Here is a 20,019-nt window from a genome sequence, read left to right on the forward strand (position 1 = left end):
CTTCCCACGACTTCCCAAGGAGACCCGCCGTGCCGAGTCCCAGCCGTTCCGTGCAGACCCTCACCGACCTGCTGCGCTGGCGCGCCTCGAATCAGAGCGAGGCCCGCGCATATACGTTCCTCCAGGATGGTGAAGGCCAGGAGACCACCTGGACCTATGGCGAGTTGGATCGCCAGGCCCGCGCCATTGCCGCGGCGCTGCAGGAGCACAAGGGCGCTGGCGAGCGAGCGCTGCTGCTGTATCCACCGGGGCTCGACTACATCGCGGCGTTCTTCGGCAGCCTGTACGCGGGCGTGGCCGCGGTGCCAGCCTATCCTCCCGCGCAGCTTCAGGCCGTCACGCGCATCCTCTCCATCCTCCAGGATGCGAAGCCGCGCTTCGCGCTCACCACGCGCGAAATCCTGGAGAGCGTGAACGCGCTGGCCGACGCCTACCCCGTCCTGAAGGACATCCGCTGGATTGCCACGGACGCACTGGAGGAAGGGCTGGAGGACGGCTGGAAGCGTCCCGCCATCACCGGCGACACGCTGGCCTTCCTCCAGTACACGTCAGGCTCCACGTCGACGCCCAAGGGCGTGATGGTGCTGCACCGGAACCTGATGTCCAACGAGGACATGATTCGTCAGGGCTTCAGCCACGACGACCATTCATCGGTGTGCGGTTGGCTGCCGCTGTACCACGACATGGGGCTCATCGGCACGGTGCTCCAGCCGATGTACATGGGCGCGCACTCCGTCGTGATGTCTCCGTGGTCTTTCCTGCAGCGCCCCATCCGCTGGCTGAACACCATCACGAAGTACCGTGCGACGACGAGCGGCGGGCCCAACTTCGCCTACGCGCTCTGCACGCGAAAGGTGAAGCCGGAGCAGCTCGCTTCGCTGGACCTGAGTTCGTGGCGCGTCGCCTTCAATGGCGCGGAGCCCGTGCGGGCGGAGACGCTGGCGGAGTTCGCGGACACCTTCGCGCCCACCGGCTTCCGCCGGGAGGCCTTCTACCCCTGCTACGGCCTCGCGGAGGCGACGCTCTTCGTGTCGGGAGGCATCACCTCCGAGCTGCCACGCCACCTCACCGTGGATTCGGCGGCGCTCGAGCAGAACCGCGCCGTGGCCGCCCCGCCGGGCCCGTCCGCGCGGACGCTCGTCAGCTCCGGGCGGAGCTGGGGTGACAGCCTCATCCGCATCGTGAATCCAGAGACGCTGGTGGCGTGCGCACCGGGCGAGGTGGGCGAAATCTGGACGGCCGGGCCCCACGTCACCCACGGCTACTGGGGACGCGAGGAGACGAACGCGGAGACCTTCCAGGCGCGCATCCAGGGCAGCGAGGAAGGTCCCTTCCTGCGTACCGGTGACCTGGGCTTCATGATTGACGGCGAGCTGTATGTCACCGGCCGCATCAAGGACCTCATCATCGTCGACGGCCGGAACCACTACCCGCAGGACCTCGAGCTGACGGCCGAGAGCCAGCACCCGGCGCTCCGTCCTGGCTGCTCGGTGGCGTTCTCCGTCGACCATCCGGAGGGCGAGCGGCTGGTGGTGCTGGTGGAGGTCAGCGCCCGCTTCGCGCCGTCCGAACAGGGCGATGGCGCCCAGACCCTGGACGGGAGCGCGCTCCAGAAGACCATCCGTCAGGCAGTGGCCGCCGCGCACTCCGTGGACGTCCACGAGGTCGTCCTGCTCCAGCAGGGCGAGGTCCTCAAGACGTCCAGTGGCAAGGTCCAGCGGCGCGCCTGCCGGGCGAAGTACGAGGAGGGCAGCCTCCAGCGCTGGGCGGCGTAGTCCGTCCCGCGCGGCTTGATGAAGCAGGCCCTCGCTACCTGCGAGGTCCGAGCACGATGATGGCCATCCCCAGGATGGCGACGAGCGCGCCCACGAGGTCCCATGTCGTGGGCCGCTCCCCTTCCACGAGCCACAGCCAGACGAGCGCCACGGCGATGTACACCCCGCCGTAGGCAGCATAGGTGCGGGCCGCGCCCGTCGGGTGCAGCGTCAGCAGCCACGCGAAGACGGCGAGGCTGCCCGCCGCGGGCACGAGGAGCAGTGGCGACTTCCCCTGTCGGAGCCATAGGTAGGGCAGATAGCAGCCCACCACCTCGGCCACCGCGGTGACGACGAAGAGCCCGAAGGCGTACAGCAGATGCACGGCGTGACACCTTTCGTGAAGCGCGGTCGAGGTGCTGCCGCGTCGCCAAGCCCATGCTCCGAGCCTTCCATCAATCCCCCGCCCTTCCCAGTCCAGAACCTGGACCTCTGGCATCGGCTCACCCGCGGACACTCCGGCAGTGAATCGGACTCGATGGCATGCTGGCGCCTTGTATGCGCGCGGCGGCTGAGGCATCCGGAGGGAGGCGGGAGACAGCACCCGCGCCTTCCGGGAACGGTCCGCGCCGCTTCCCCTGGACATCCCACCGGGTACCCGCGACATGACGCTCATCCCGCCGCCAGAGGTCCAGGACGCAGCCCCTCGCAGGAAACGGTGGCCGCGCGCCGTCGCTTGGACCCTGGGCGCGCTCATGGTGTTGGAGGTCTCCATCAACGTGGCGCTCAACATGGGCGCCGTCCAGGCCATCATGCGCCGGTCCACCAGCCGGACCGAGCTTGCCTGGAAGCGCGCCTGGTGGCTCTGGCCTTTCGGACACCTCCACCTCCGGGACTTCACGCTGACCCATCAGAATCAGAACCAATGGTGGCAGGTGAACATGGACACGTTGGAAGCCAACGTGTCGCTGACCGCCCTGCTTCGCAAACGCGTGGACGTGCAGCGCATCGACGGACATGGCGCGCGCTTCCGGCTTGAACCGTCGTTCGGCATCGAGAAGGAACCCCCACCGGGCCCAGACTACCGCCCGTGGGTCATCCAGCTGGCCGACGTGACGGTCCATGAGGTTCGCGAGCTGGACTTCGGCCGGGTCCGCTTCGTGGGGAACCTGGACGTGCAAGGCTCGCTGGACATCAAGGGCCGGGAGCGCATCCACGTCGAGACACCTTCGATTCGCGTGGTCTCCGGTGCCATGGAGTTCGACCGGACCCCTGTCACCCGGCTGGAGCGCCTGGAGGCAAAGGCACAGCTCGAGGTGCCCTTCACGGACGAAGAGGGCTGGGACCTCTCACGGGCGCTCAGCGCGCAGGTGACGAGCCAGATGGAGCTGCTCCCACTGGACTGGCTGAACGAGCACCTGGGGTCGAACAACGCCGTCTCCCTGAAAGGGGGCGAAGGCAAGGTGGACCTGGACCTCCACCTCAAAGACGGCGCGCTGGCCGATGACAGCCGAATTGACGTCCAGGGCCAGGAGTTGAACGTACGGGCGGGTCCCATCCGAGCGCGTGCGCCCTGGGCCCTCAAGGCCTCGCTGACGTCGGAGCGCCCGGACACGCGGAAAGGGACAGCAACGCTCACCTTCGCGCCTGTGCGGGTGTCCGGTCCCGAAGGCACGGGTGCAGAGGTCCCTGAAATCACCCTCACGGTCCTCGCGCGTCGCAGCGCGGAGCAATCGGACTGGGAGTTGGAGCCGGACCTCCGCGTGGCCAGGAGCCGGCCGTTGGACTTGAGGATGCTCAATCCCTGGCTGGCGCGGACGATTGAAATCGACTCCGGCTCCATGACGTTGCAGAGCCGGGAGCGTGCGCAGTCCGCGAAGGCGCGAGACACCCTGCGGCTGAGCGTGGACTCCGACCTCGTCTCCGGGCGCATGGGAGCGTCAAGGTGCTGCTGCGTGCCGAGGCGGACGTGGACGCCCGGAACCTGTCGTGGGACACGAAGTCCCTGACACTGACGGGGACCACGCTTCGACTGACGAACGTGTCCACGAATGGCCCCGTGCCCATCCGCGCTTGGAGCGGCGTCTTCACCCTCCCCCAGGCCCGACTGTCCCTGTCGCCGACAGTGCTTTCGGCACGCTTCGCCAGCAAGCTCACAGACACACAGCCTGTCGCCGCGCTGCTCACGTCCGCCAAGAATCTGCCGCGCTTCCTGACATCCCTGCTCAACATCCGGGACGTCTCGGTGACGGGCCGGGTGCAGATTGACGAGGGCGGGCTCCAACTGCGCGAACTGAAGGCGGACGGCGAGGGCTTCTCGCTGCGAGGACACCTGGACCTCGCAGGGGGAGAGCTGCAGGGCGCGCTCCTGGCAACCCTGGGCGCCCTCACCGGCGGAATCGAATTCAAACCCGGCGGACAGAACCTGCACCTGCTGAACGCGAAGCAGTGGTTCGCGAAACATCCCGAGCCGCCGCTCCGGTAGGCGCTGCCTTCGCGCCACGAATCAGGCGGAAACGCCGGGCTGCTGCCGCAGGTACGTGCGGATGGCGTCGATGGCATGGCGCACCTTGGCCGGCTGTCCTGAGCGCCGTGGCGTGACGGCCCAGAGCTGCACGGGGGAGAGGCGCCACTCGGGCAGGAGCACTTCGAGCCGTCCCTGTCGCAGCTCGTCTTCCACGTCCGCCAGGATGCAGCGCGTGATGCCCAGTCCCGCCGCGCACATCTGGTGGAGGGTGAGCTGGTTGTTGCTGGAGACCCGCGGCGTCACCCGGACAGTACGGCTCGTTCCGGAAGGGCCCTGGAGGTCGAATACCAGGGACCGGCCGTCCGCCACGACCGCGAGCCACGCGTGCTCAGGCAGGTCCTCGAGCGTGCGTGGCCTCCCCGCCTTCTTCAGGTAGCCCGGGGCTGCACAGAGCCCCAGGTGGACGTGGCAGAGCGGCTGCGCTACCCAGGAGGAGTCTTCCATTCGGCCAGCCCGGAGCGCCAGGTCGATGCGCTCATCAATGAGGTCGACCAGGCCATCATCCGCTTCGAGGCGAAGTTTCAGAGACGCGTGTCTGGCGAGCAGTGGCTCCAGCGCGGGCGCCACGTAGCGAGCCAAGCCGAGCGGCAGGGAGATGCGCAGCTCGCCCGCGGGCGTGTCCCTGGCAAGCGAGAGTTGCTCACGGGCTCGCTCCGCCACCTCCACCATTTCACGGCAGTGGGTGGCGAACCGAGCACCGGCATCCGTGAGCGACAATTTGCGGTTTGAGCGCCGCACCAGGATGACGCCGAAGGACTCCTCCAGGATTCGGAGCTGCTGACTCACCGCGGAGGTGCTGATGCGGAGGTGCCGTGCCGCCGCGCTCAGCGAACCCGCGCGTGCGATCTCCGCGAAGAGCGCCATGCGTTTCAGGTCGTCCATGTTGAAGCGCAGCTTAAAGTTGATTCACTGAGACAGCCACTGCCGGGGTGAGCATCACCGCCGTACCGTGACTGCCATGACACCACAACGAATCGCAGTCTTCGGAGCAACCGGTACCGTGGGTTCGCTCCTGGTTGATGTCCTCGTGAAGCAGGGGCACCAGGTCCGGGCACTGTCCCGCAAAGCCACCGCCCGTCCCGACGCTGAGGCCGTGCGCTTCGACTTCTCCCAGCCCAGCAAGCTTGGCGCCATTCTGGAGGGAGTGGACGCAGCCTATCTCCTCATGCCTGCGGACAGCCTGAACGTCATCGAATACATGGGCCCCGTCATCCGCGCGGCGGCCGAGCGTGGCGTGAAGGTGGTGTTCCAGTCCGTCATGGGCGTGGAGGCGAACGAGGCGGACCCGTATCGACAGGTCGAACTGCAACTGGAGCGTTCGGGCGTTCCCTACGTCATCCTTCGGCCCAACTGGTTCTCCGACAACTTCCACCTCATGTGGAGCCATGACATCCGCGCGGGACAGCTCCCGCTCCCGGCGGGTACCGGTGAAACGAGCTTCATCGACGCGCGCGACATCGCGGAAGCCGCCGCGGCGGCACTCACGACTCGCCAGTTTGACGGGCAGGCCTTCACGCTCACCGGTCCCACGGCGCTCAGCTTCGCCAAGGCGGCCGCCGTCATCTCCCGCGTGACGGGCCGGCCGCTCGAATACGTCGCGCTCTCGGAAGGCGCCTTCATCCTGCGCATGCGCGATGCCGGCTTCGACACTCCGTATGCAGAGATGCTCGCCGAGCTCTTCGCCGCTGTGCGCGAGCAGTGGACCGCGACGACCACGGACGGGGTTCAGTTGCTGACCGGCCACGCGCCACGTTCTTTCGAGCAATACGCCGAGGAGCGAATGAAGCCGTAGTACGCACACCGGCCCGGTGCGCGCCTCCCGCCATGCATGCGCCCCCAGGCTCTTCATCGCGGAGGAGCAGGCGCGGCGAACACCGTCTTCCAGTCGTCGCGCATACTGACGACGGTCCACCCACCCTCCCTCGCCGCCCGCAACGAGGCGCCGTCCTTCTCCTGATAGGCGAACTCACGCCGCGCGTCGTCGTGATTGATGAGCAACTGGAAGGAGGGCCCGTGCCGCAGCCGCGAGGCCTTCAGCATGGCGATGTCACCGCCGCTGCGGACGTTGCCCACGACGAACACCGGAGACCTGCCCACGTGGAGGTCATTGCCCACCGGCTTGCCGGCCTTGTCGTTGATGTGGTCCACGCGGGGTTCGCGCCACAACACGGCTTGGCCGTCGCGCGTCTCGAACTTCTCCTCCAGGCTGCTGCCGATGACCTGCTGGGGAGGAATGCCATACAGGGACTCGGAGAAGACACGCATGAAGTCGATGCCGCCACCCGAGCTGATCCACGTCTGGAAGCCGTGGTCGCGCAGGTACCGGAGCAATTCGAGCATGGGCTGGTAGGCGAGCTGCGTGTACGGCACGCCGAGCTTCGGATGGCGGGCGGTCTTCAGGAACTGGCGCACCTCTGCCTGGAACTCCTCCTGCGTCATGTCCGCGTGGGTGGCGGCGACCAGCTCCATCAGCGTCTTCTCGCCGCCGTCCATCAAGGTGTCGACGTCCCCTTCAAGCACGGCCTTGAAGGGCTGCCGCCGCCGGAGAGACGGGTCCTTCGCGGCCATCTCGCGGACACGCTTCACGAGGAAGGCGCCCTCCACCGCCGGCTTCTCTTGCCAGAGCGTGCCGTCGTTATCGAAGACGGCGATGCGCTCCGGCTCTGGAACGAAGTCCGGGCTCCCCTCCGTCGTGACCCGGGTGACGAAGCCGACGAGCGCCTGCTTCACCGGCCCTTCATTCCAGGAGGGAAGCGGGTCGGCCGTCGAGGCTTGTGCCAACGCCGCTAGCGGGAGGACCCACCCAAGCAGCAGCACGGCCGCGACAGGAAGGGAGAGACGCGTTGGACCGCCGGGCCGCAAGGACATGGAATACCTCTCCCGCGACACGCTGGGAACGCTGGGGCCGCTTCGCAATGCGCGTGGCGAGAACTCGCCCAATGCCCCAGACGTGGGCTGGCGGCCCTCCGCCGGACCACACACCTGAGTCCGGGGCGAAACGGAACCCCGGCATTCCAGGGTGACTGTTGGACCGCGGGAGGATGTACACCTTGGGCCGCTGTCCCATGTGCCCCGCTCTCCCCTGGCGCCCGCTCGCGGCACTGCTAGGCCTGCTCTTCGCGGCGTGCGCCACCGCGCCGCCCCGCTCCCCCTTGCTCGAACACATCGGCCGGTCGGACCTGAGCGTCGCGGCGCTGCGAGTCCGGATGAGGGACCTGGCCCGCCGGCTGCCCGGAATGCTGGAGGCGGCGGCAGACGACCTCGCCGCGCGATCGGACTCGCGGGAGGTGCACCGAGCCATGCTGGAGTTCATGAGCAACGGAGTCCCCATGCTCCAGACCGCGCTGCTCCAGCCGGACCCGGTGGCGGGGCTGGTGGATGCCTGGGCCCTGCTGGCCCAGCTCCAGGACACCCTTCCCCGGCGGGCCGCGAGCGTGCCTGCCCTGGTGCCTCGGGCCCGGCGCGAGTTGGGGGAGATGGAAGCAGAGGTCGCGGCGGTTTGGGTGGACCTCTCCGGCCATGCGGATGTCTCGCGAGCGCGCGCGCTCATCCACCAATGGGCCGCCGAGCATCCCCTCACCGGCCCCCTCACCGCGCGCGAGTCCACAGCACCGCTCCTGGCATCCATCTCCACGCTCTCCCGCGTCAGCCCGATGGGCGCGGCGGCGGTGCTGCTGGAGGACACCCGAGACCTCACGACGCGGCTGGACCTCTATGCCTCCAGCCTCCCTCGACAAGTACGATGGCAGGCGGAGCTCGCCGCCAGCGACGTGGCGGACCTCCCTGTCCTCGGTACCGCCCTGGGGGAATTGGAGCGAACGGTGGACGTCCTCAACCAGTTCGAAGGACTGGCCGCCAGCGCTCCAGCCGTGTTGTCGCGTGAGCGAGTCGCCGTGCTTTCCGCGCTGACACAGGAACGCATGGCCCTCCAGGCGTTCGTCTCCGCTGAGCGCCAGGCCCTCATGGGGGATGTGGACCGGGAACGCACGGTGCTGATGGAAGCGTTGCGCGCGGAGCGAATCGCAGCGCTTCAACAGGTGAACGGACTGGCGCGAGGCTGGGTGGACCACACCTTCGATCGGGCGGCGGACCTGGTGGGCCGCGTCTGGCTGGGCCTGCTCGGGCTGGGCGTGTTGCTCGCGGGGGGGCTCCTGGCGCGCGGGCGGCGCGGGCGCACCGCAACCTGACGTCTATCCAGGGAGCGTCTCCCAGGCACGGGGATGGGGGGCGAACACCCCGGGGCAGTGGCAAGGCATGGGGTGCCCAGGTGACGACCCCGGTCCCTCTCCGCATCGACCCCATTGCCCGCCGCGAGCCATGTGGTATAGAGCCGCCCCGAAACGCGAAGTACCCGCCCCGTTGCCAAAGCTGTTGCACGGACACCGGGCGAGCAGGTAGGAAGGCAGTGGAAGTTCCGCAGTAAAAGCCGTAGGTTGCATCCCACTTACGGCCAGGTAGCTCACCTGGTTAGAGCGGCGGTCTCATAATCCGCAGGTAGTCAGTTCAAGTCTGACCCTGGCCACTACCCCGGCGTCACCTTCACGGTGACACCGGGGTTTTTCTTTTCAGGGCGCCTTTTCCAGCATCCACACGTGGCCGTCCGGGTCCTTGAACGTCCCCGAGTAGCCCCAGGGTTTCTGGCCCGGGGTGGACGGAATCTCCGCCCCTGCCTCCCGCGCCTTGGCGACGAACGCGTCAATCTGCGCCTCCGTCTCCAGGGACAGACTCAGGATGCACTCCGAAACGCCCTGCTCCGCGACCTTGTTGCCCCCCGCCACCCAGCCGAACCCTCCGGTGGGGATGAGCATCAGGCTGACGCCCGCGTTGAGCGTGAAGTGGACGGGCTCGGGCATCGCGTCGTCCGCCGTCTCGACGACGAGGCGAAAGCCGAGCCCCTCTCGGTAGAAGCGAAAGGCCCGCTCCAGGTCCCGCGTCGGCAGACTCACGACGACATGGGGACTGCGCGGTGCCAGGTCCTGCGGGGAAGATTGTGCTGCCACGATGACCTCCAGGGAATGGGCTCCTGCGAGTGAGACGCCCCTCCGCGCCCGGAATCATCGCCTCCCCTACGAAAAAGGCCGGGGCTCGACGGCTCCCCGGCCCGGGTACGGCCTACTGGCAGTCGCTCAGCGGGAAGACGTAGTCACGGCGCGGCGTCTGGCCGGGGTCCTGGTTGATGGCCGCGACGCTCAGCTCGCTGTAGTTCACCGTCGTGCTGCTGCCGATGACCATCTGCGTCTTCTGCACGCGCGTGGTGGACAGCACCACCTTGCCCACCGAGCCGCTCGGCTCGACGCGGAAGCAGTTCATGATGCGCGGATCCACCGTGGACCGGCGGCACTGGTTGTACTGCCCCAGAATCTCGCGCTTCGTGTACGTGCAGCGACAATCCCAGGGGTCGTACTCCTCGGAGACGTACGCGGCCTCGAAGCCGGTCGCCGTCTGGACGACCTCCAGGTGCGTGCCGCCCTGGAACTCGTCACAGCGCAGCACCACGTCGCCCACGGCGCCCTGCTTCACTTCCGCCGTCTCGGCAATCACCTCGGCCTCGGCCGCCGGGTCCTGCGGCTGGGCACCGTTGCAACCCGCGCCCATGAGGGCGCTCATCAAAATCATCGCGGAGAAACGAATGGGGGAACGCATTCCAGCTCCTGAAGAAAGGTCCGGGTCATCCCGGACCTCTCACATGGGAGCTTTTCCCGTGATGAAGCGCAATACACTTCTCCGTCACATCGACACATCCGTACTGCGTGTCCCAGCTGTCAGGACATCCGGAGCGCCGTCCACAGCGACAGGGCGCCGAAGATGAAGAAGAGGCTGGCGGCGGCCCACCGCACCCAACTCATCTGCACCCGCCCAGCGAGCCGGTCCCCCAGGAACACGGCCAAGCCGTCCGACAACATCATCCCGGCCGTGGTGCCCAAGGTCACCGTCAACGGCGCCTGATAGCGCGCCGCCACCGCCATGGTGGCCAGCTGCGTCTTGTCTCCCATCTCCGCGAGGAAGAAGAGCACCACCGTGGTGAGGAAGGCCCCGAAGCGCGGCGGCTTGCCTCCGTCTTCATTCAGCGTGTCCGGCTTGAGCGTCCACAAACCGAAGCCGATGAAGAGCACCGCCAGGAGCAGCGCCATCCACTTCGCCGGCACGTGCGTGGACACCCAACTGCCCACGCTGGACGCCAGCGCATGATTGGCCACGGTGGCGACGAAGATGCCCGCCAGCACATGCCACGGCTTGCGAAACCGCGTGGCCAGGGAGAACGCGAGCAACTGCGTCTTGTCCCCCATCTCACTGGCGGCCACCAACACGAACGAACCCACGAGCGCTTCCAACATGACGACTCCCTCGCAACCACAGGGCCGGGGTTCAGACTCGTGGGAGACGCCAGGGCAGCACGCGCGCACGACGGACCTCGGCCAGGAAGAAACGACAATCCCTGTCCGAAGGTCTCGTTCGTCTCGCGAACATCACGAGGTGGGGGCCCGGGCTGTTTCCAGCCAGTGTGTCGAGCTTCCCGCCGCCAGCGCCGCTGGCGTGAACTACTCCCCTAAGGCAACCGGCGAAGTAGCAGCGCGATATGGCTCTGTCAACGCGAGGTGCGGCACGGCTCGGGCCCCTGGCCCCCGGCGCATTTTTTGACGGCGTGCCTGTCCGCCCGCCTAATGCCGCGGACAGGCAGGTAGCGGCCTGTAGCAGCCACGCCCGGAGGAAGTCCGATGCAGGATGGAAGCGCCAGTCCCCTGAGCCCCGAGGCTCCGTCGTCCCCGGCGGCCACGGAAGTGTCTGTCGACGTCCGAGGCCCGGACGCCGACATCGTCTCCACCCACGTCCTGGTCCCCGAGGAGCAGGTCCAGAAGCTGCGCGAGTTGGCGCGGCGGACCCGCATCCACCAGAGCGAGTACCTGCGCGAGGCCGTGGATGACCTGCTGGGCAAGTACGGCCGTGGCGCGCCCAAGGAGGAAGGCCAGTCATGAGGTCTGCCGCCGTCGCGTCCCGCGCGTCTCTTCCTCGCACGCGTGAGCTGATGCCCGCTTCGATGCTGCGCGACGCCGACGCGGCCCGGATGCTTCGTACCCGCCTGGACGCCGAGCGGCCGGCCTCGATTCGCGAGGCCATTGTCCGCTGGTTGGATCAGGAACTCTGACACACTGCGTCCGGCCCCCCATTGGAGGCCGGACGTGACGCCGGGGTAGGCTCCGCGATTCTTTTTCGGAAGGAGCCCCACACCCCATGCGTCTCCCGATTGTCAGCGCCGCACTCGCGCTCGCCGCCGCCGGCTGTGCCACCTCCGGCTTCGACAAGCTCTACCCGGGCATGTCGTCCCATCAGGTCGTCGATGCCATGGGCTCAGGGCCCACGCGCGCACAGGAGTTCCCGGACAACTCCACCGCCTGGTACTACGGCGATGACCGCTGCGTGCTGATGCGCGACGACAAGCTCGTCGCCAAGGCCACGTCCGAGGACTCCACCACCATCAACACCCCCGTCGTCTCCGTGCGCGACACCTCGAAGGCCCTGTGCGCGCCAGAGGGCTACGCCTCCTCGGAGAAGCGGGAGCAGGTCATCGACACTCCGTTCGGCACCCTCAAGGGCAACATCGACCCGAAGGCCGCCATGGAGAAGGTGAAGGGCGTGGTGACGGGCAAGAGCGGTGACACCGCCCCCGCGAAGACGGAAGCCGCTCCCGCCGAGACGGAGCAGGCGGCGTCGCCCACCCCGTAGGAAGCCGCGTTCGACATCCGGGGCCGGAATGCGGCCCCGGCGTCAGGCGGAGGGTGCCGCCGCCTCGCCGTCCTTGTCGTCCAGCTTGCCGGCGATGTCCTTGAACGACAGGTGGCCCATGGACAGCAGGATGAGGCCCAGGCCCACCTGCTGCACCGTCTGGCACAGCCACATGACGTTGGCGTAGGCCAGCCCGCTGGCGTTCACCGCGGCGGCTGGAAGGAAGAGGCTCAGGCCCACCTTCGTGGCCGCCTGGAAGGTGCCCATCATCCCCGGCGCCGCGGGAATCATCAGGCCCACCACCAGCACGCCCAGCACGACGTAGGCCTGGAAGAGCGTCAGGTCCATGGGCTCGCAGACGGTGCCGGGCGCCGCGCCCGAGCAGTCGAAGGCGTTGGCCAGCATGGACATCCCCGCGCCATTCACGCCCCAGTACAGCGCCGTGTAGAGGAAGAAGAGCGCGACCTGCCGCCCCTTCGGCAGCTGCCGCATGGCGCCCACGAAGGTGTCGACGATGTCCGCCACCTTGTCCGCCACCTGCGGCGCCAGCCGGCCCACCGTGGCGCGCACGAGCTTCACCGTGCGCTGCTGCTGCCAGAGGCCGAAGAGGAGGAACGCCAGACCGCCGCCGAACACCGCGAACATCAGCCACGAGCCCAGCTTGACGTAGCGAATCTCCGGCGTCTCCGTGGGCACGAAGAAGAGCAGCGCTCGCAGCATCGCCGCCACGAAGAGGCCGTCCACGATGCGCTCCAGCACCACGGACGTCATGGCCGCGCTGCGGCGGATGCCACTGCGCTGCGCGATGAGGAAGGGCCGCGCGAACTCGCCCAGGCGGAAGGGCAGCACCAGCAGCATCATGAAGCCGATGCCGGACGCCTCGTTCAGCTTTCGGAACGGGACCTGCTCCAGGCCCGACAGAAGGCAGCCCCAGCGCAGGGTGCGGAAGACGTGGATGGCCAACAGGCAGCCGAAGTACGGCACCAGCCACGCGTAGTTGGCCGACTTCAGGCTGGCCAGCTGCGTGGCCCAGTCCGTGTCCCGGAAGGCCCACCACATGAAGAGGAAGGTGACCAGGAGGCTGGCCAGGAGTTTGACGGCACGTTTCACAGCGGCCGGGTATACCGTCAGTCCGAGTCGGACTCCAGTGACTCCCCGGCCAACAAAATCGCGGGATTGTCCCTCATGAGACGGGCGAAGGTCGCGTCCCCTGCCCTGCTCCTCAGCTCCGCCAGCGAGCGTCCCACCCAGTCCCGGGCCCCCACGGGCCCGTGCAGGTCCGAGGCGCCCACCGCGTAGAGCCCGTCATCCAGGAAGGCGCGGGACAGCTTCTTCGCCGTGCCGCCATAGCGGCCGATGAGCGCACCGACATCCAGTTGCAACAGTGCCCCAGCTCGAACGGCCTCCGCGGCGCGGCCCTTTCGCTCGAACTCCAGGCAGCGCTCGGGATGCGCCAGCAGCGGCACCACGCCCTTGGTGCGGATGCGGAAGAGGATGTCCGGCAGCGCGGGGACGGGCGCGGTGTAGGGCAGCTCCACGAGCACGTAGCGGCCCGGGCCCAACTTTCGAGCCTGGGGCGTGCTGAGTCCTCGAAGGAAGGCATCGTCGAGCACGTTCTCCGCGTTGCGCCCCAACGTCAGGGGGATGCGCTCGCGCTCCAGGGCCTCCGCCAGCTCCGCGCGGCGCGCGTCCACCACCTCCACGGGGGCGTATTCGGGGCGCGCATGCGGACTGGGGGCGACGGTGGAGAAGCCGAGGTCGACCAGCGCACGCGCCATCTCCAGCGCGTCTTCCAGCGTGCGTGCCCCGTCATCCACGCCGGGCAGCAGATGGCAGTGCAGGTCGACGAAGCCGCTCATGCGTCGCCGCGCTGGCGTTCCGGGTGGCTGTCGGCGGGCAGTTCGTCTTCCTGCTCATCCGACTGCCGGTCGGGCACGCGGTACTCCTCGCCCAGCCACCGGCCAAGGTCCACGGCGCGGCAACGCTTGGAGCAGAAGGGAAAAGCAGCGTTCTCCGTGCGCGGGGGAACGGGCTTCTGGCAGATGGGACACGTCAGGGTGCTCATGATGGACGGTGTTCTAGATAAGCGTTGACGCTCTCGCGAGCCAGGATGTTTCGTGCCCGCCATTCCATTGGAGGCGCCTGCCATGAAGGTCCTTCGCATCACCCGCCCTGGGGGCCCCGAGGTCCTCGCCGAGGAAGAACGTCCCGAGCCCGTCCCAGGCCCGGGGGAGGTTCTGGTCCGCGTGCGGGCCTCCGCGCTCAACCGGGCGGACCTTCTGCAGCTTCGTGGTCACTACCCTGCCCCACCAGACGTGCCGCCGGACATTCCCGGCCTGGAGTACGCGGGCGAGGTGGTGGCCGTGGGCCCGCGCGCACGGCGCTTCCAGCCCGGCGACCGCGTCATGGGGTTGGTGGGCGGGGGCGCGTGGTCGGAGCTGCTCGTCACCCACGAGCGCGAGGCGATACCCATCCCCGACGGCATGGACTTCGCTGACGCGGCGGCCATCCCGGAGGCGTACCTCACCGCGTTCGACGCGGTGGTGCTCCAGGGAGAGCTCAAACCCGGTGAGACGGTGCTCGTCCACGCGGTGGCCAGTGGCGTGGGTTCGGCGGCGGCGCTCATCTGCCAGGCCATGGGCGCGCGCGTGGTGGGTACGGGCCGCAACGCGGCGAAGCTGGCGCGCGCGGCCGACTGGGGCGTGGCGCGCACGGTGCTCTGTGACACCCAGCCGCCGCGCTTCGCGGACGCGGTGCGCGAGGAGACGGGCGGCCGGGGCGCGGACCTGTGCTTGGACCTGGTGGGCGGCAGCTACGTGCCGGAGACGCTGAACGCCCTGGCGCCCCGAGGGCGGCTGATGCTGGTGGGGCTGGTGGCGGGCGCGGCCACCGAGGTGAACCTGGGCACGGTGCTGACGAAGCGGCTGCGTGTCACCGGCACCGTGCTGCGCAGCCGTCCGCTCGAAGAGAAGATTGCGCTGGCGCAGAGCGCGGAGCGGCATCTGTTGCCGCTGTTCCGCTCGGGGGCGCTGCGGCCCGTGGTAGACGCGGTGGTGCCGCGCGCGGACATCCGGCAGGCGCTGGAGCGCATGGCGGGCAATGACTCAGTGGGCAAGCTGGTGGTGCGGTGGGCGTGATCCACTTCGCGCGCTGAAGGAACGGATTCGATGACGGAGCAGCAGCAGGAACTCGAAAAGCGCATCCGGCAGATCGACGACCTCCACTACATCCAGACCTACCACCGGGTCGAAATGCCGGAGGCCGAGTACCGGCAGAGCCTGGCCAAGGCGGAGCGCAAGAACGCCGAGGTGGTCGCTCAAATCCGGGCGCTGCTCGCCAGCGGCGTCAGCCTGGACTTCAAGACCATCAACGGGCACTCGCCGATGATGATCGCCGTCACCCAGAACAACGTCGACGTCATCCAGTTGCTCATGGAGTACGGCGCCGACATCCGGGCGGGCTCGAGCTACGAGTTCCCGATACACCGCGCCGCGGAGTTTGGCTCCGACCGCGTCGTGCGGTTCTTCATCGAACAGGGCATCGACGCTCGGCTGAAGACGGAGGGTGGCAGGTCGGTGCTCTCCGTCGCCCGCGCCTCGCGGCACAGCAAGAACGTGGGCCCCCTGCTCGTGGAGCTCCTGAAGAAGACCAAGGACCAGCGGGGCTCTCCGCCCAAGAAGATGAAGGAGCTCTCCGAGGAGCGCGTCACCCAATACCTGTCAGGGGATGCGCCCGCGGGGGTCAGCCCTCGAACGTGGGTGCAGCTCCGCGCGTTCATGGAGAGCGTCTTCGTCGAGGAGTACTCGGTCACCATCGACCAGCTCTACGCCGGCATCTCGGAGCACGGCAACACGAACGCCCCGCTCGTCTTCGCCACCATCGACCTCATCCGGCGGGTGTCCACGCGGGCCCCCGCGAGCAAGACGCTCAAGAAGGTGTCCAAGAACCCCTTCGTCCACCACGGCGACCTGGTGGTGGAGGGCCCCCTGAAGGTGCTGTCGCTCCTGGTGACGGGGAACCTGACGGTGAAGGGCAAGGCGTCCAACGTCCAGGGGTGCCAGCTCTTCGTGGGCGGCGACTTCGAATGCGACACCTTCCAGACCGAGGGCCCCGTCATCATCGGAGGGAACCTCAAGGCCTCTGTCGTGGACGCCTACTACAACGACTACAGCCTGGACGTCCGGGGCGTGCTGACGGCGGACCGGCTGGTGATTGAGAAACATCAGGTGCTGGCCGGGCGTTTCGACGTCAAGGAACGCATCGAGAAGTAACAGACCATTGCGCCCCGACACCGGGCCCTTATCCTGCGCCGCCATGGCTACCCACTTCGACCCCAGCGCCGCCGCCCAGCCGGACTCCGGCGTGTTCGGCCTCCCCCACTCCCCGGAAGAGGCGCACGTCGTCCTCATCCCCGTTCCCTTCGAGGCCACCACCAGTTACGGCGGTGGCACGTCCGAGGGGCCGACCGCCGTCCTGGAAGCCAGCCGGCAGGTCGACCTCTTCGACGTGGAGACGGGTCGCCCCTACGAGCGTGGCATCGCCATGCTCCCCGAGCCCCAGGAGCTGCGCGACTGGAACACCCGCGCCAAGGAGCGCGCCCAGGTCGTCATCGAGGCCGGTGGCATCCACTCCGGCGAGGCCGCGCTGATTCAGGCCGCGCAGGACGTGAATGTCCTCTGCGACCAGATGAACGAGCACGTCTACCGCACCACCAAGCACTGGTTGGACCAGGGCAAGCGCGTGGCCGCGGTGGGCGGTGACCACTCCATCTCCTACGGCATCATCCGCGCGCACGCGGAGAAGTACCCTGGCATGGGCGTGCTGCACCTGGACGCGCACGCCGACCTGCGCGTGGCCTACGAGGGCTTCACCTGGTCCCACGCGTCCATCATGTACAACGTCGCGGAGCGCATCCCCGGCGTGAAGACGCTGGTCCAGGTGGGCCTGCGCGACATGAGCGCGGAGGAGCACCAGTACATCGCGGACTCCAACGGCCGCGTGCACGGCTTCTTCGACGCCGCCCTCCAGAACAAGCGCTTCGACGGCGTGCCCTGGAACCGGCAGGTGGATGAGATGGTCGCCCTGCTCCCGAAGCAGGTCTACCTGTCCTTCGACATCGACGGGCTGGACCCCGTGCTCTGCCCCCACACGGGCACCCCGGTGCCCGGTGGACTGTCCTTCTCCGAGGCCGTGGCCCTCATCGCCGGCGTGGTCCGCTCCGGGCGTACCATCGTGGGCTTCGACCTCACCGAGGTGGCCCCCGACCCCGAGGGCGGCGAGTGGGACGGCAACGTCGGCGCCCGGCTCCTGTACAAGATGATTGGCTGGATGCTGAAGTCGCAGCAGGCCTGACGTCTCGTCACGCGAAGCACCCCTGGAGGGGTGCCATCGCGCATCAGGTGCTCCGCGGCAGCATCAAGCTGAACGTGGAGCCCTGGCCGGGCCGTGACTGGACGGACAGCGCGCCCCCCTGCAGGCGCACCAACTCCGAGGCCACGTACAGCTCCGGTCCGCAGACGCCCTTCGCATCCGTCCGGAAGGGCGTGAAGAGGTGGGCCAGCGCCTCCGCGGCCAGCCCCGGCCCCACGTCCTTCACGCGCACCGTGACCTGCGTCTGAGAGACCTCGAGCGCCACCTCCGCGGCCCCCTGCCGGACCGCGTTCGCCAGCAGCACGTCGAACACCTGCCGGATGCGCGGCGGGTCCACCTGCGCGTGGACCGGCGCGTCGGGGGCATCCAACGTGACGTGTGCGCCATGTGCCGCCACCGCGTCACGCAGGTGCTGGCCCACGTCCGTCTCGATTCGCTTCAACGTCGCCTCGCCCGAGGACAGCCACGACAGCTCGCGCAGGTGACGGCCCACGGCTTCGATGGACTGGAGCTGCGCGGCCAGCGTGTCCAGCGCCGCGCGGTCCACGGAGGGCGTGCATTCCAGCCGGCGAAGCTGCTCGCGGGCCGTGTCGAGCGGGCCCTGGAGCGCCTGCGCCACCCACTGCCCCAGCGCGCCCATGGGGGACGCCGCGTGCTCCATCCGAGGCTCCGGCGAGGCGGCCAGGGACCTGTGGATGACCGATTCGAAGTCGGTGATTTCGAAGGGCTTGTGGAGGAAGGCGAACGCCTCGGGCGCGCCCTGGGGCAGCACCGCGCTGAGGAGGATGACGGGCACGTCCTTGAGCTGTGCCTCCTGCTTCATCCGGCGACAGAGCTCCACGCCGCTCAGCCGCGGCATCATGTGGTCCGTCACCACCAGTTGAGGATGCCGGGCACGCGCCAGGCCGAGCGCCTCCTCACCATCCCGCGCTCTCAAGACGTCGTGACCCAGGTCCTCCACGACTTGACTGAGAACCTCCAACACCGCCGGCTCATCGTCCGCGACCAGGACGAGACTCATGCTTCCACTCCCTCGACTCGGCACGCTGCGACTGCTTGCGCGCCGCCAGGATAACAATCCACTCCCACGGTGTACTGACACCCCGAGAGGACGTGCATCCCAGAGATGCATTCGTTCATGGATGACCGGAGTGGTTTATGAAGAGCGAGACACCGCATCCAGGGGGCCCCGGGTAGGCTGCGGCCTTCCCGACAGTCAGAATGTCCTTCGCCCGACAATCCCTGGCGGTGCACGGAGGGTTGGAATGAAGCACGCAGTCATGAGGTGGAGCCTGCTGGTGGTGGCCCTGCTGACCTCGGGCACGGCGAGCGCGGACATGGCGCGGCGACGTGACGCCATCGTCGAGGTCGTGCAGAAGGTCTCCCCCGCCGTCGTCTACATCGGCACCGAGCAGGAGGTGGAGTCACGCTTCCGTGGACGCCGTTCTCCCCTGGAGGAGTTCTTCGGTGGCATGGGCGCGGAGCCGGAGCGCCAGAGAATCTCCGGCCTGGGCAGCGGCGCCATCATCGACCCCAGCGGCATCATCGTCACCAATGACCACGTCATCCGGGGCGCGTCCGCCATCCACGTCATCCTGGCGGATGGCCGCTCGTTCGACGCGGAGGTCATCGGCAGCGACGCGGCGAACGACCTGGCGGTGCTCAAGGTCAACGCCAAGGAGGCCCTGCCCATCGCGAAGCTGGGCACCAGCTCCGACCTGATGATTGGCGAGACGGTGGTCGCCATCGGCAGCCCATTCGGCCTCAGTAAAACCGTCACCGCGGGCGTCGTCTCCGCGGTGGGCCGCACCTTCCGCGCCGACAACCGCGTCTACAACGACTTCGTGCAGACGGACGCCGCCATCAACCCGGGCAACTCGGGCGGCCCGCTGCTCAACGTGGATGGGGAAATCATCGGCATCAACACCGCCATCTTCGGCGGCGGCGCGCAGGGTATCGGCTTCGCGATTCCGGCCGACAAGGTGCGCCGCATCGTCGACGAGCTGACCCGCTTCGGGAAGGTGCGCCCGGCGTGGGTGGGCATCGATACGGCCGACCTGCCTCCCCGCGTCGCCCGGCAGCTCGGGTGGGACCGGGCCTATGGCGCGCTGGTGACGGCGGTGGAGGCCGGTAGCCCGGCAGCCGAAGCCGGCGTGAAGCGCGGGGACGTGGTGGCGGAGCTGGGCGGCTCGCGCATCCAGGACGCCGAGGACTTCGACACCCGCGTGCGCGGCTACCCCGCCCGCTCCGCCTTCCCGGTGGTGCTCTTCCGCGAAGGCGGCCTGCGCACCGTCCAGGTGACGCCGGTGGAGTTCCCCGCTCGCATGGTCGAGGGGCTGGCATGGGAGCGGCTGGGACTCCGTGTGAAGGAGATTCGCGGCGGGCTGGCCGTGTCCGGCGTGCGCCAGGGCTCGGCGGCTGCGGACATCGGGCTGGAGCCCGGAGACATCATCCTCCGAGTGAACAACCAGCCCGTGACGACGAACGACGCCTTCCGGGAGGCCCTGCTCACCGCGCGACGGGGACGTAGCGTGCTGTTGCTCGTGCGGCGCGGGCGCTACGGCTACCACGTGACGCTGCCCTTCGAGCAGGAAGCAGGCTACCGGCTGTAGCTGTCGGGAAAAGGCGACGGGCTCCCCGTATTTC

The 20,019-nt window shown here is 68.4% G+C and carries 22 protein-coding genes and 1 tRNA gene; 13 read left to right on the forward strand and 10 right to left on the reverse strand.

Annotated elements, in window-relative coordinates; all coding sequences use genetic code 11:
* Nucleotides 1-29 precede the first annotated feature (29 nt).
* Entirely contained in the window at nucleotides 30-1,775 is a 1,746-nt protein-coding gene (locus OZ403_RS22915; protein WP_268781734.1) for a fatty acyl-AMP ligase, read from the forward strand.
* Between the two features lie 34 nt (nucleotides 1,776-1,809).
* Here OZ403_RS22915 and OZ403_RS22920 read toward each other — a convergent pair whose 3' ends face one another.
* The gene (locus OZ403_RS22920) at nucleotides 1,810-2,139 is read right to left on the reverse strand and encodes a YnfA family protein (RefSeq protein WP_140798873.1); all 330 of its coding nucleotides are present in this window, start codon (nucleotides 2,137-2,139) and stop codon (nucleotides 1,810-1,812) included.
* A gap of 280 nt (nucleotides 2,140-2,419) precedes the next feature.
* Between OZ403_RS22920 and OZ403_RS22925 the strand changes: the two genes are divergently transcribed.
* Together OZ403_RS22925 and OZ403_RS22930 are read left to right on the forward strand one after the other, a co-directional pair.
* Complete coding sequence (locus OZ403_RS22925) at nucleotides 2,420-3,763, forward strand: hypothetical protein (RefSeq protein ID WP_268781735.1); 1,344 nt, start codon at nucleotides 2,420-2,422, stop codon at nucleotides 3,761-3,763.
* Complete coding sequence (locus OZ403_RS22930; protein ID WP_268781736.1) at nucleotides 3,700-4,239, forward strand: hypothetical protein; 540 nt, start codon at nucleotides 3,700-3,702, stop codon at nucleotides 4,237-4,239. Before OZ403_RS22925 ends, OZ403_RS22930 begins: the two co-directional genes overlap by 64 nt.
* A gap of 21 nt (nucleotides 4,240-4,260) precedes the next feature.
* On the opposite strand, the gene OZ403_RS22935 is transcribed toward OZ403_RS22930, so the two are convergent.
* Entirely contained in the window at nucleotides 4,261-5,163 is a 903-nt protein-coding gene (locus OZ403_RS22935) for a LysR family transcriptional regulator (protein ID WP_140798874.1), read from the reverse strand.
* A gap of 118 nt (nucleotides 5,164-5,281) precedes the next feature.
* On the opposite strand from OZ403_RS22935, the gene OZ403_RS22940 reads away from it, so the two are divergent.
* Nucleotides 5,282-6,073 (forward strand): NmrA family NAD(P)-binding protein, encoded by a 792-nt coding sequence (locus tag OZ403_RS22940; RefSeq protein ID WP_268781737.1) that lies wholly within the window; start codon nucleotides 5,282-5,284, stop codon nucleotides 6,071-6,073.
* Nucleotides 6,074-6,126: 53 nt separating this feature from the next.
* Here the strand turns inward: OZ403_RS22940 and OZ403_RS22945 are convergent, their stop codons facing one another.
* Nucleotides 6,127-7,011 (reverse strand): HAD family hydrolase, encoded by an 885-nt coding sequence (locus OZ403_RS22945; protein ID WP_237077335.1) that lies wholly within the window; start codon nucleotides 7,009-7,011, stop codon nucleotides 6,127-6,129.
* 335 nt (nucleotides 7,012-7,346) lie between these two features.
* On the opposite strand from OZ403_RS22945, the gene OZ403_RS22950 reads away from it, so the two are divergent.
* Together OZ403_RS22950 and OZ403_RS22955 are read left to right on the forward strand one after the other, a co-directional pair.
* Nucleotides 7,347-8,468 carry a chemotaxis protein gene (locus OZ403_RS22950; protein ID WP_268781738.1) on the forward strand — a complete coding sequence of 374 codons (1,122 nt, stop codon included), beginning with the start codon at nucleotides 7,347-7,349 and terminating at the stop codon, nucleotides 8,466-8,468.
* Between the two features lie 261 nt (nucleotides 8,469-8,729).
* Nucleotides 8,730-8,803: transfer RNA gene (locus OZ403_RS22955), tRNA-Ile, on the forward strand.
* 43 nt (nucleotides 8,804-8,846) lie between these two features.
* Here the strand turns inward: OZ403_RS22955 and OZ403_RS22960 are convergent.
* The 3 genes from OZ403_RS22960 to OZ403_RS22970 form a co-directional block, all read right to left on the reverse strand.
* Nucleotides 8,847-9,281 (reverse strand): VOC family protein, encoded by a 435-nt coding sequence (locus tag OZ403_RS22960; protein WP_268781739.1) that lies wholly within the window; start codon nucleotides 9,279-9,281, stop codon nucleotides 8,847-8,849.
* Nucleotides 9,282-9,393: 112 nt separating this feature from the next.
* Nucleotides 9,394-9,924, reverse strand: a complete 531-nt coding sequence (locus tag OZ403_RS22965; protein WP_140793002.1) for a hypothetical protein — start codon at nucleotides 9,922-9,924, stop codon at nucleotides 9,394-9,396.
* 119 nt (nucleotides 9,925-10,043) lie between these two features.
* Nucleotides 10,044-10,616, reverse strand: coding sequence for a TMEM165/GDT1 family protein (locus OZ403_RS22970; protein ID WP_268781740.1), 573 nt, complete (start codon nucleotides 10,614-10,616; stop codon nucleotides 10,044-10,046).
* Between the two features lie 381 nt (nucleotides 10,617-10,997).
* Between OZ403_RS22970 and OZ403_RS22975 the strand changes: the two genes are divergently transcribed.
* The 3 genes from OZ403_RS22975 (at nucleotide 10,998) to OZ403_RS22985 (ending at nucleotide 12,003) form a co-directional block, all read left to right on the forward strand.
* A complete protein-coding gene (locus OZ403_RS22975) occupies nucleotides 10,998-11,255 on the forward strand; it encodes a ribbon-helix-helix domain-containing protein (RefSeq protein ID WP_140793006.1) in 258 nt (85 codons plus the stop codon).
* Nucleotides 11,252-11,425, forward strand: coding sequence for a hypothetical protein (locus OZ403_RS22980; RefSeq protein WP_174258863.1), 174 nt, complete (start codon nucleotides 11,252-11,254; stop codon nucleotides 11,423-11,425). Before OZ403_RS22975 ends, OZ403_RS22980 begins: the two co-directional genes overlap by 4 nt.
* An 86-nt stretch (nucleotides 11,426-11,511) precedes the next feature.
* Entirely contained in the window at nucleotides 11,512-12,003 is a 492-nt protein-coding gene (locus OZ403_RS22985) for a hypothetical protein (protein WP_140798882.1), read from the forward strand.
* Nucleotides 12,004-12,045: 42 nt separating this feature from the next.
* On the opposite strand, the gene OZ403_RS22990 is transcribed toward OZ403_RS22985, so the two are convergent.
* Genes OZ403_RS22990 through OZ403_RS23000 form a run of 3 tightly spaced genes read right to left on the reverse strand, consistent with a single transcriptional unit; the run spans nucleotide 12,046 to nucleotide 14,068 of the window.
* Nucleotides 12,046-13,113 carry a lysylphosphatidylglycerol synthase transmembrane domain-containing protein gene (locus tag OZ403_RS22990; RefSeq protein ID WP_140793010.1) on the reverse strand — a complete coding sequence of 356 codons (1,068 nt, stop codon included), beginning with the start codon at nucleotides 13,111-13,113 and terminating at the stop codon, nucleotides 12,046-12,048.
* A 17-nt stretch (nucleotides 13,114-13,130) separates the two neighbouring features.
* Nucleotides 13,131-13,862, reverse strand: coding sequence for a tyrosine-protein phosphatase (locus OZ403_RS22995; protein WP_140793012.1), 732 nt, complete (start codon nucleotides 13,860-13,862; stop codon nucleotides 13,131-13,133).
* Nucleotides 13,859-14,068: a DNA gyrase inhibitor YacG gene (locus tag OZ403_RS23000; protein WP_140793014.1), complete on the reverse strand. Its 210-nt coding sequence runs from the start codon at nucleotides 14,066-14,068 to the stop codon at nucleotides 13,859-13,861. The genes OZ403_RS22995 and OZ403_RS23000 overlap by 4 nt, the downstream gene beginning before the upstream one ends.
* A gap of 82 nt (nucleotides 14,069-14,150) precedes the next feature.
* Between OZ403_RS23000 and OZ403_RS23005 the strand changes: the two genes are divergently transcribed.
* From OZ403_RS23005 to speB, 3 genes are read left to right on the forward strand one after another with little or no spacing between them, the layout of a single operon-like run.
* The gene (locus OZ403_RS23005; protein ID WP_268781741.1) at nucleotides 14,151-15,140 is read left to right on the forward strand and encodes an NAD(P)H-quinone oxidoreductase; all 990 of its coding nucleotides are present in this window, start codon (nucleotides 14,151-14,153) and stop codon (nucleotides 15,138-15,140) included.
* Nucleotides 15,141-15,170: 30 nt separating this feature from the next.
* On the forward strand, nucleotides 15,171-16,274 hold the full coding sequence (locus tag OZ403_RS23010; protein ID WP_140798886.1) for an ankyrin repeat domain-containing protein: 1,104 nt from the start codon (nucleotides 15,171-15,173) through the stop codon (nucleotides 16,272-16,274).
* 43 nt (nucleotides 16,275-16,317) lie between these two features.
* Entirely contained in the window at nucleotides 16,318-17,355 is a 1,038-nt protein-coding gene (gene speB, locus OZ403_RS23015; protein ID WP_140798887.1) for an agmatinase, read from the forward strand.
* Between the two features lie 43 nt (nucleotides 17,356-17,398).
* Here speB and OZ403_RS23020 read toward each other — a convergent pair whose 3' ends face one another.
* Nucleotides 17,399-18,394 carry an ATP-binding response regulator gene (locus OZ403_RS23020; RefSeq protein WP_268781742.1) on the reverse strand — a complete coding sequence of 332 codons (996 nt, stop codon included), beginning with the start codon at nucleotides 18,392-18,394 and terminating at the stop codon, nucleotides 17,399-17,401.
* Between the two features lie 244 nt (nucleotides 18,395-18,638).
* Here OZ403_RS23020 and OZ403_RS23025 point away from each other — a divergent pair, with 244 nt between their 5' ends.
* A complete protein-coding gene (locus OZ403_RS23025) occupies nucleotides 18,639-19,985 on the forward strand; it encodes a trypsin-like peptidase domain-containing protein (protein WP_140793025.1) in 1,347 nt (448 codons plus the stop codon).
* Nucleotides 19,986-20,019: the final 34 nt, after the last annotated feature.

This window comes from Myxococcus sp. NMCA1, assembly GCF_026810205.1.
Lineage (GTDB): Bacteria > Myxococcota > Myxococcia > Myxococcales > Myxococcaceae > Myxococcus > Myxococcus xanthus_A.

Bases quoted from the DNA above. Each gene is read 5' to 3' on its own strand.
- OZ403_RS22925 (WP_268781735.1), top strand. From the start codon at position 2,420: ATGACGCTCATCCCGCCGCCAGAGGTCCAGGACGCAGCCCCTCGCAGG.
- OZ403_RS22935 (WP_140798874.1), bottom strand. From the start codon at position 5,163: ATGGACGACCTGAAACGCATGGCGCTCTTCGCGGAGATCGCACGCGCG.
- OZ403_RS22950 (WP_268781738.1), top strand. From the start codon at position 7,347: ATGTGCCCCGCTCTCCCCTGGCGCCCGCTCGCGGCACTGCTAGGCCTG.
- OZ403_RS22965 (WP_140793002.1), bottom strand. From the start codon at position 9,924: ATGCGTTCCCCCATTCGTTTCTCCGCGATGATTTTGATGAGCGCCCTC.
- OZ403_RS22970 (WP_268781740.1), bottom strand. From the start codon at position 10,616: ATGTTGGAAGCGCTCGTGGGTTCGTTCGTGTTGGTGGCCGCCAGTGAG.
- OZ403_RS22975 (WP_140793006.1), top strand. From the start codon at position 10,998: ATGCAGGATGGAAGCGCCAGTCCCCTGAGCCCCGAGGCTCCGTCGTCC.
- OZ403_RS22980 (WP_174258863.1), top strand. From the start codon at position 11,252: ATGAGGTCTGCCGCCGTCGCGTCCCGCGCGTCTCTTCCTCGCACGCGT.
- OZ403_RS22985 (WP_140798882.1), top strand. From the start codon at position 11,512: ATGCGTCTCCCGATTGTCAGCGCCGCACTCGCGCTCGCCGCCGCCGGC.
- OZ403_RS22995 (WP_140793012.1), bottom strand. From the start codon at position 13,862: ATGAGCGGCTTCGTCGACCTGCACTGCCATCTGCTGCCCGGCGTGGAT.
- OZ403_RS23000 (WP_140793014.1), bottom strand. From the start codon at position 14,068: ATGAGCACCCTGACGTGTCCCATCTGCCAGAAGCCCGTTCCCCCGCGC.
- OZ403_RS23005 (WP_268781741.1), top strand. From the start codon at position 14,151: ATGAAGGTCCTTCGCATCACCCGCCCTGGGGGCCCCGAGGTCCTCGCC.
- OZ403_RS23010 (WP_140798886.1), top strand. From the start codon at position 15,171: ATGACGGAGCAGCAGCAGGAACTCGAAAAGCGCATCCGGCAGATCGAC.
- speB (WP_140798887.1), top strand. From the start codon at position 16,318: ATGGCTACCCACTTCGACCCCAGCGCCGCCGCCCAGCCGGACTCCGGC.
- OZ403_RS23020 (WP_268781742.1), bottom strand. From the start codon at position 18,394: ATGAGTCTCGTCCTGGTCGCGGACGATGAGCCGGCGGTGTTGGAGGTT.
- OZ403_RS23025 (WP_140793025.1), top strand. From the start codon at position 18,639: ATGAAGCACGCAGTCATGAGGTGGAGCCTGCTGGTGGTGGCCCTGCTG.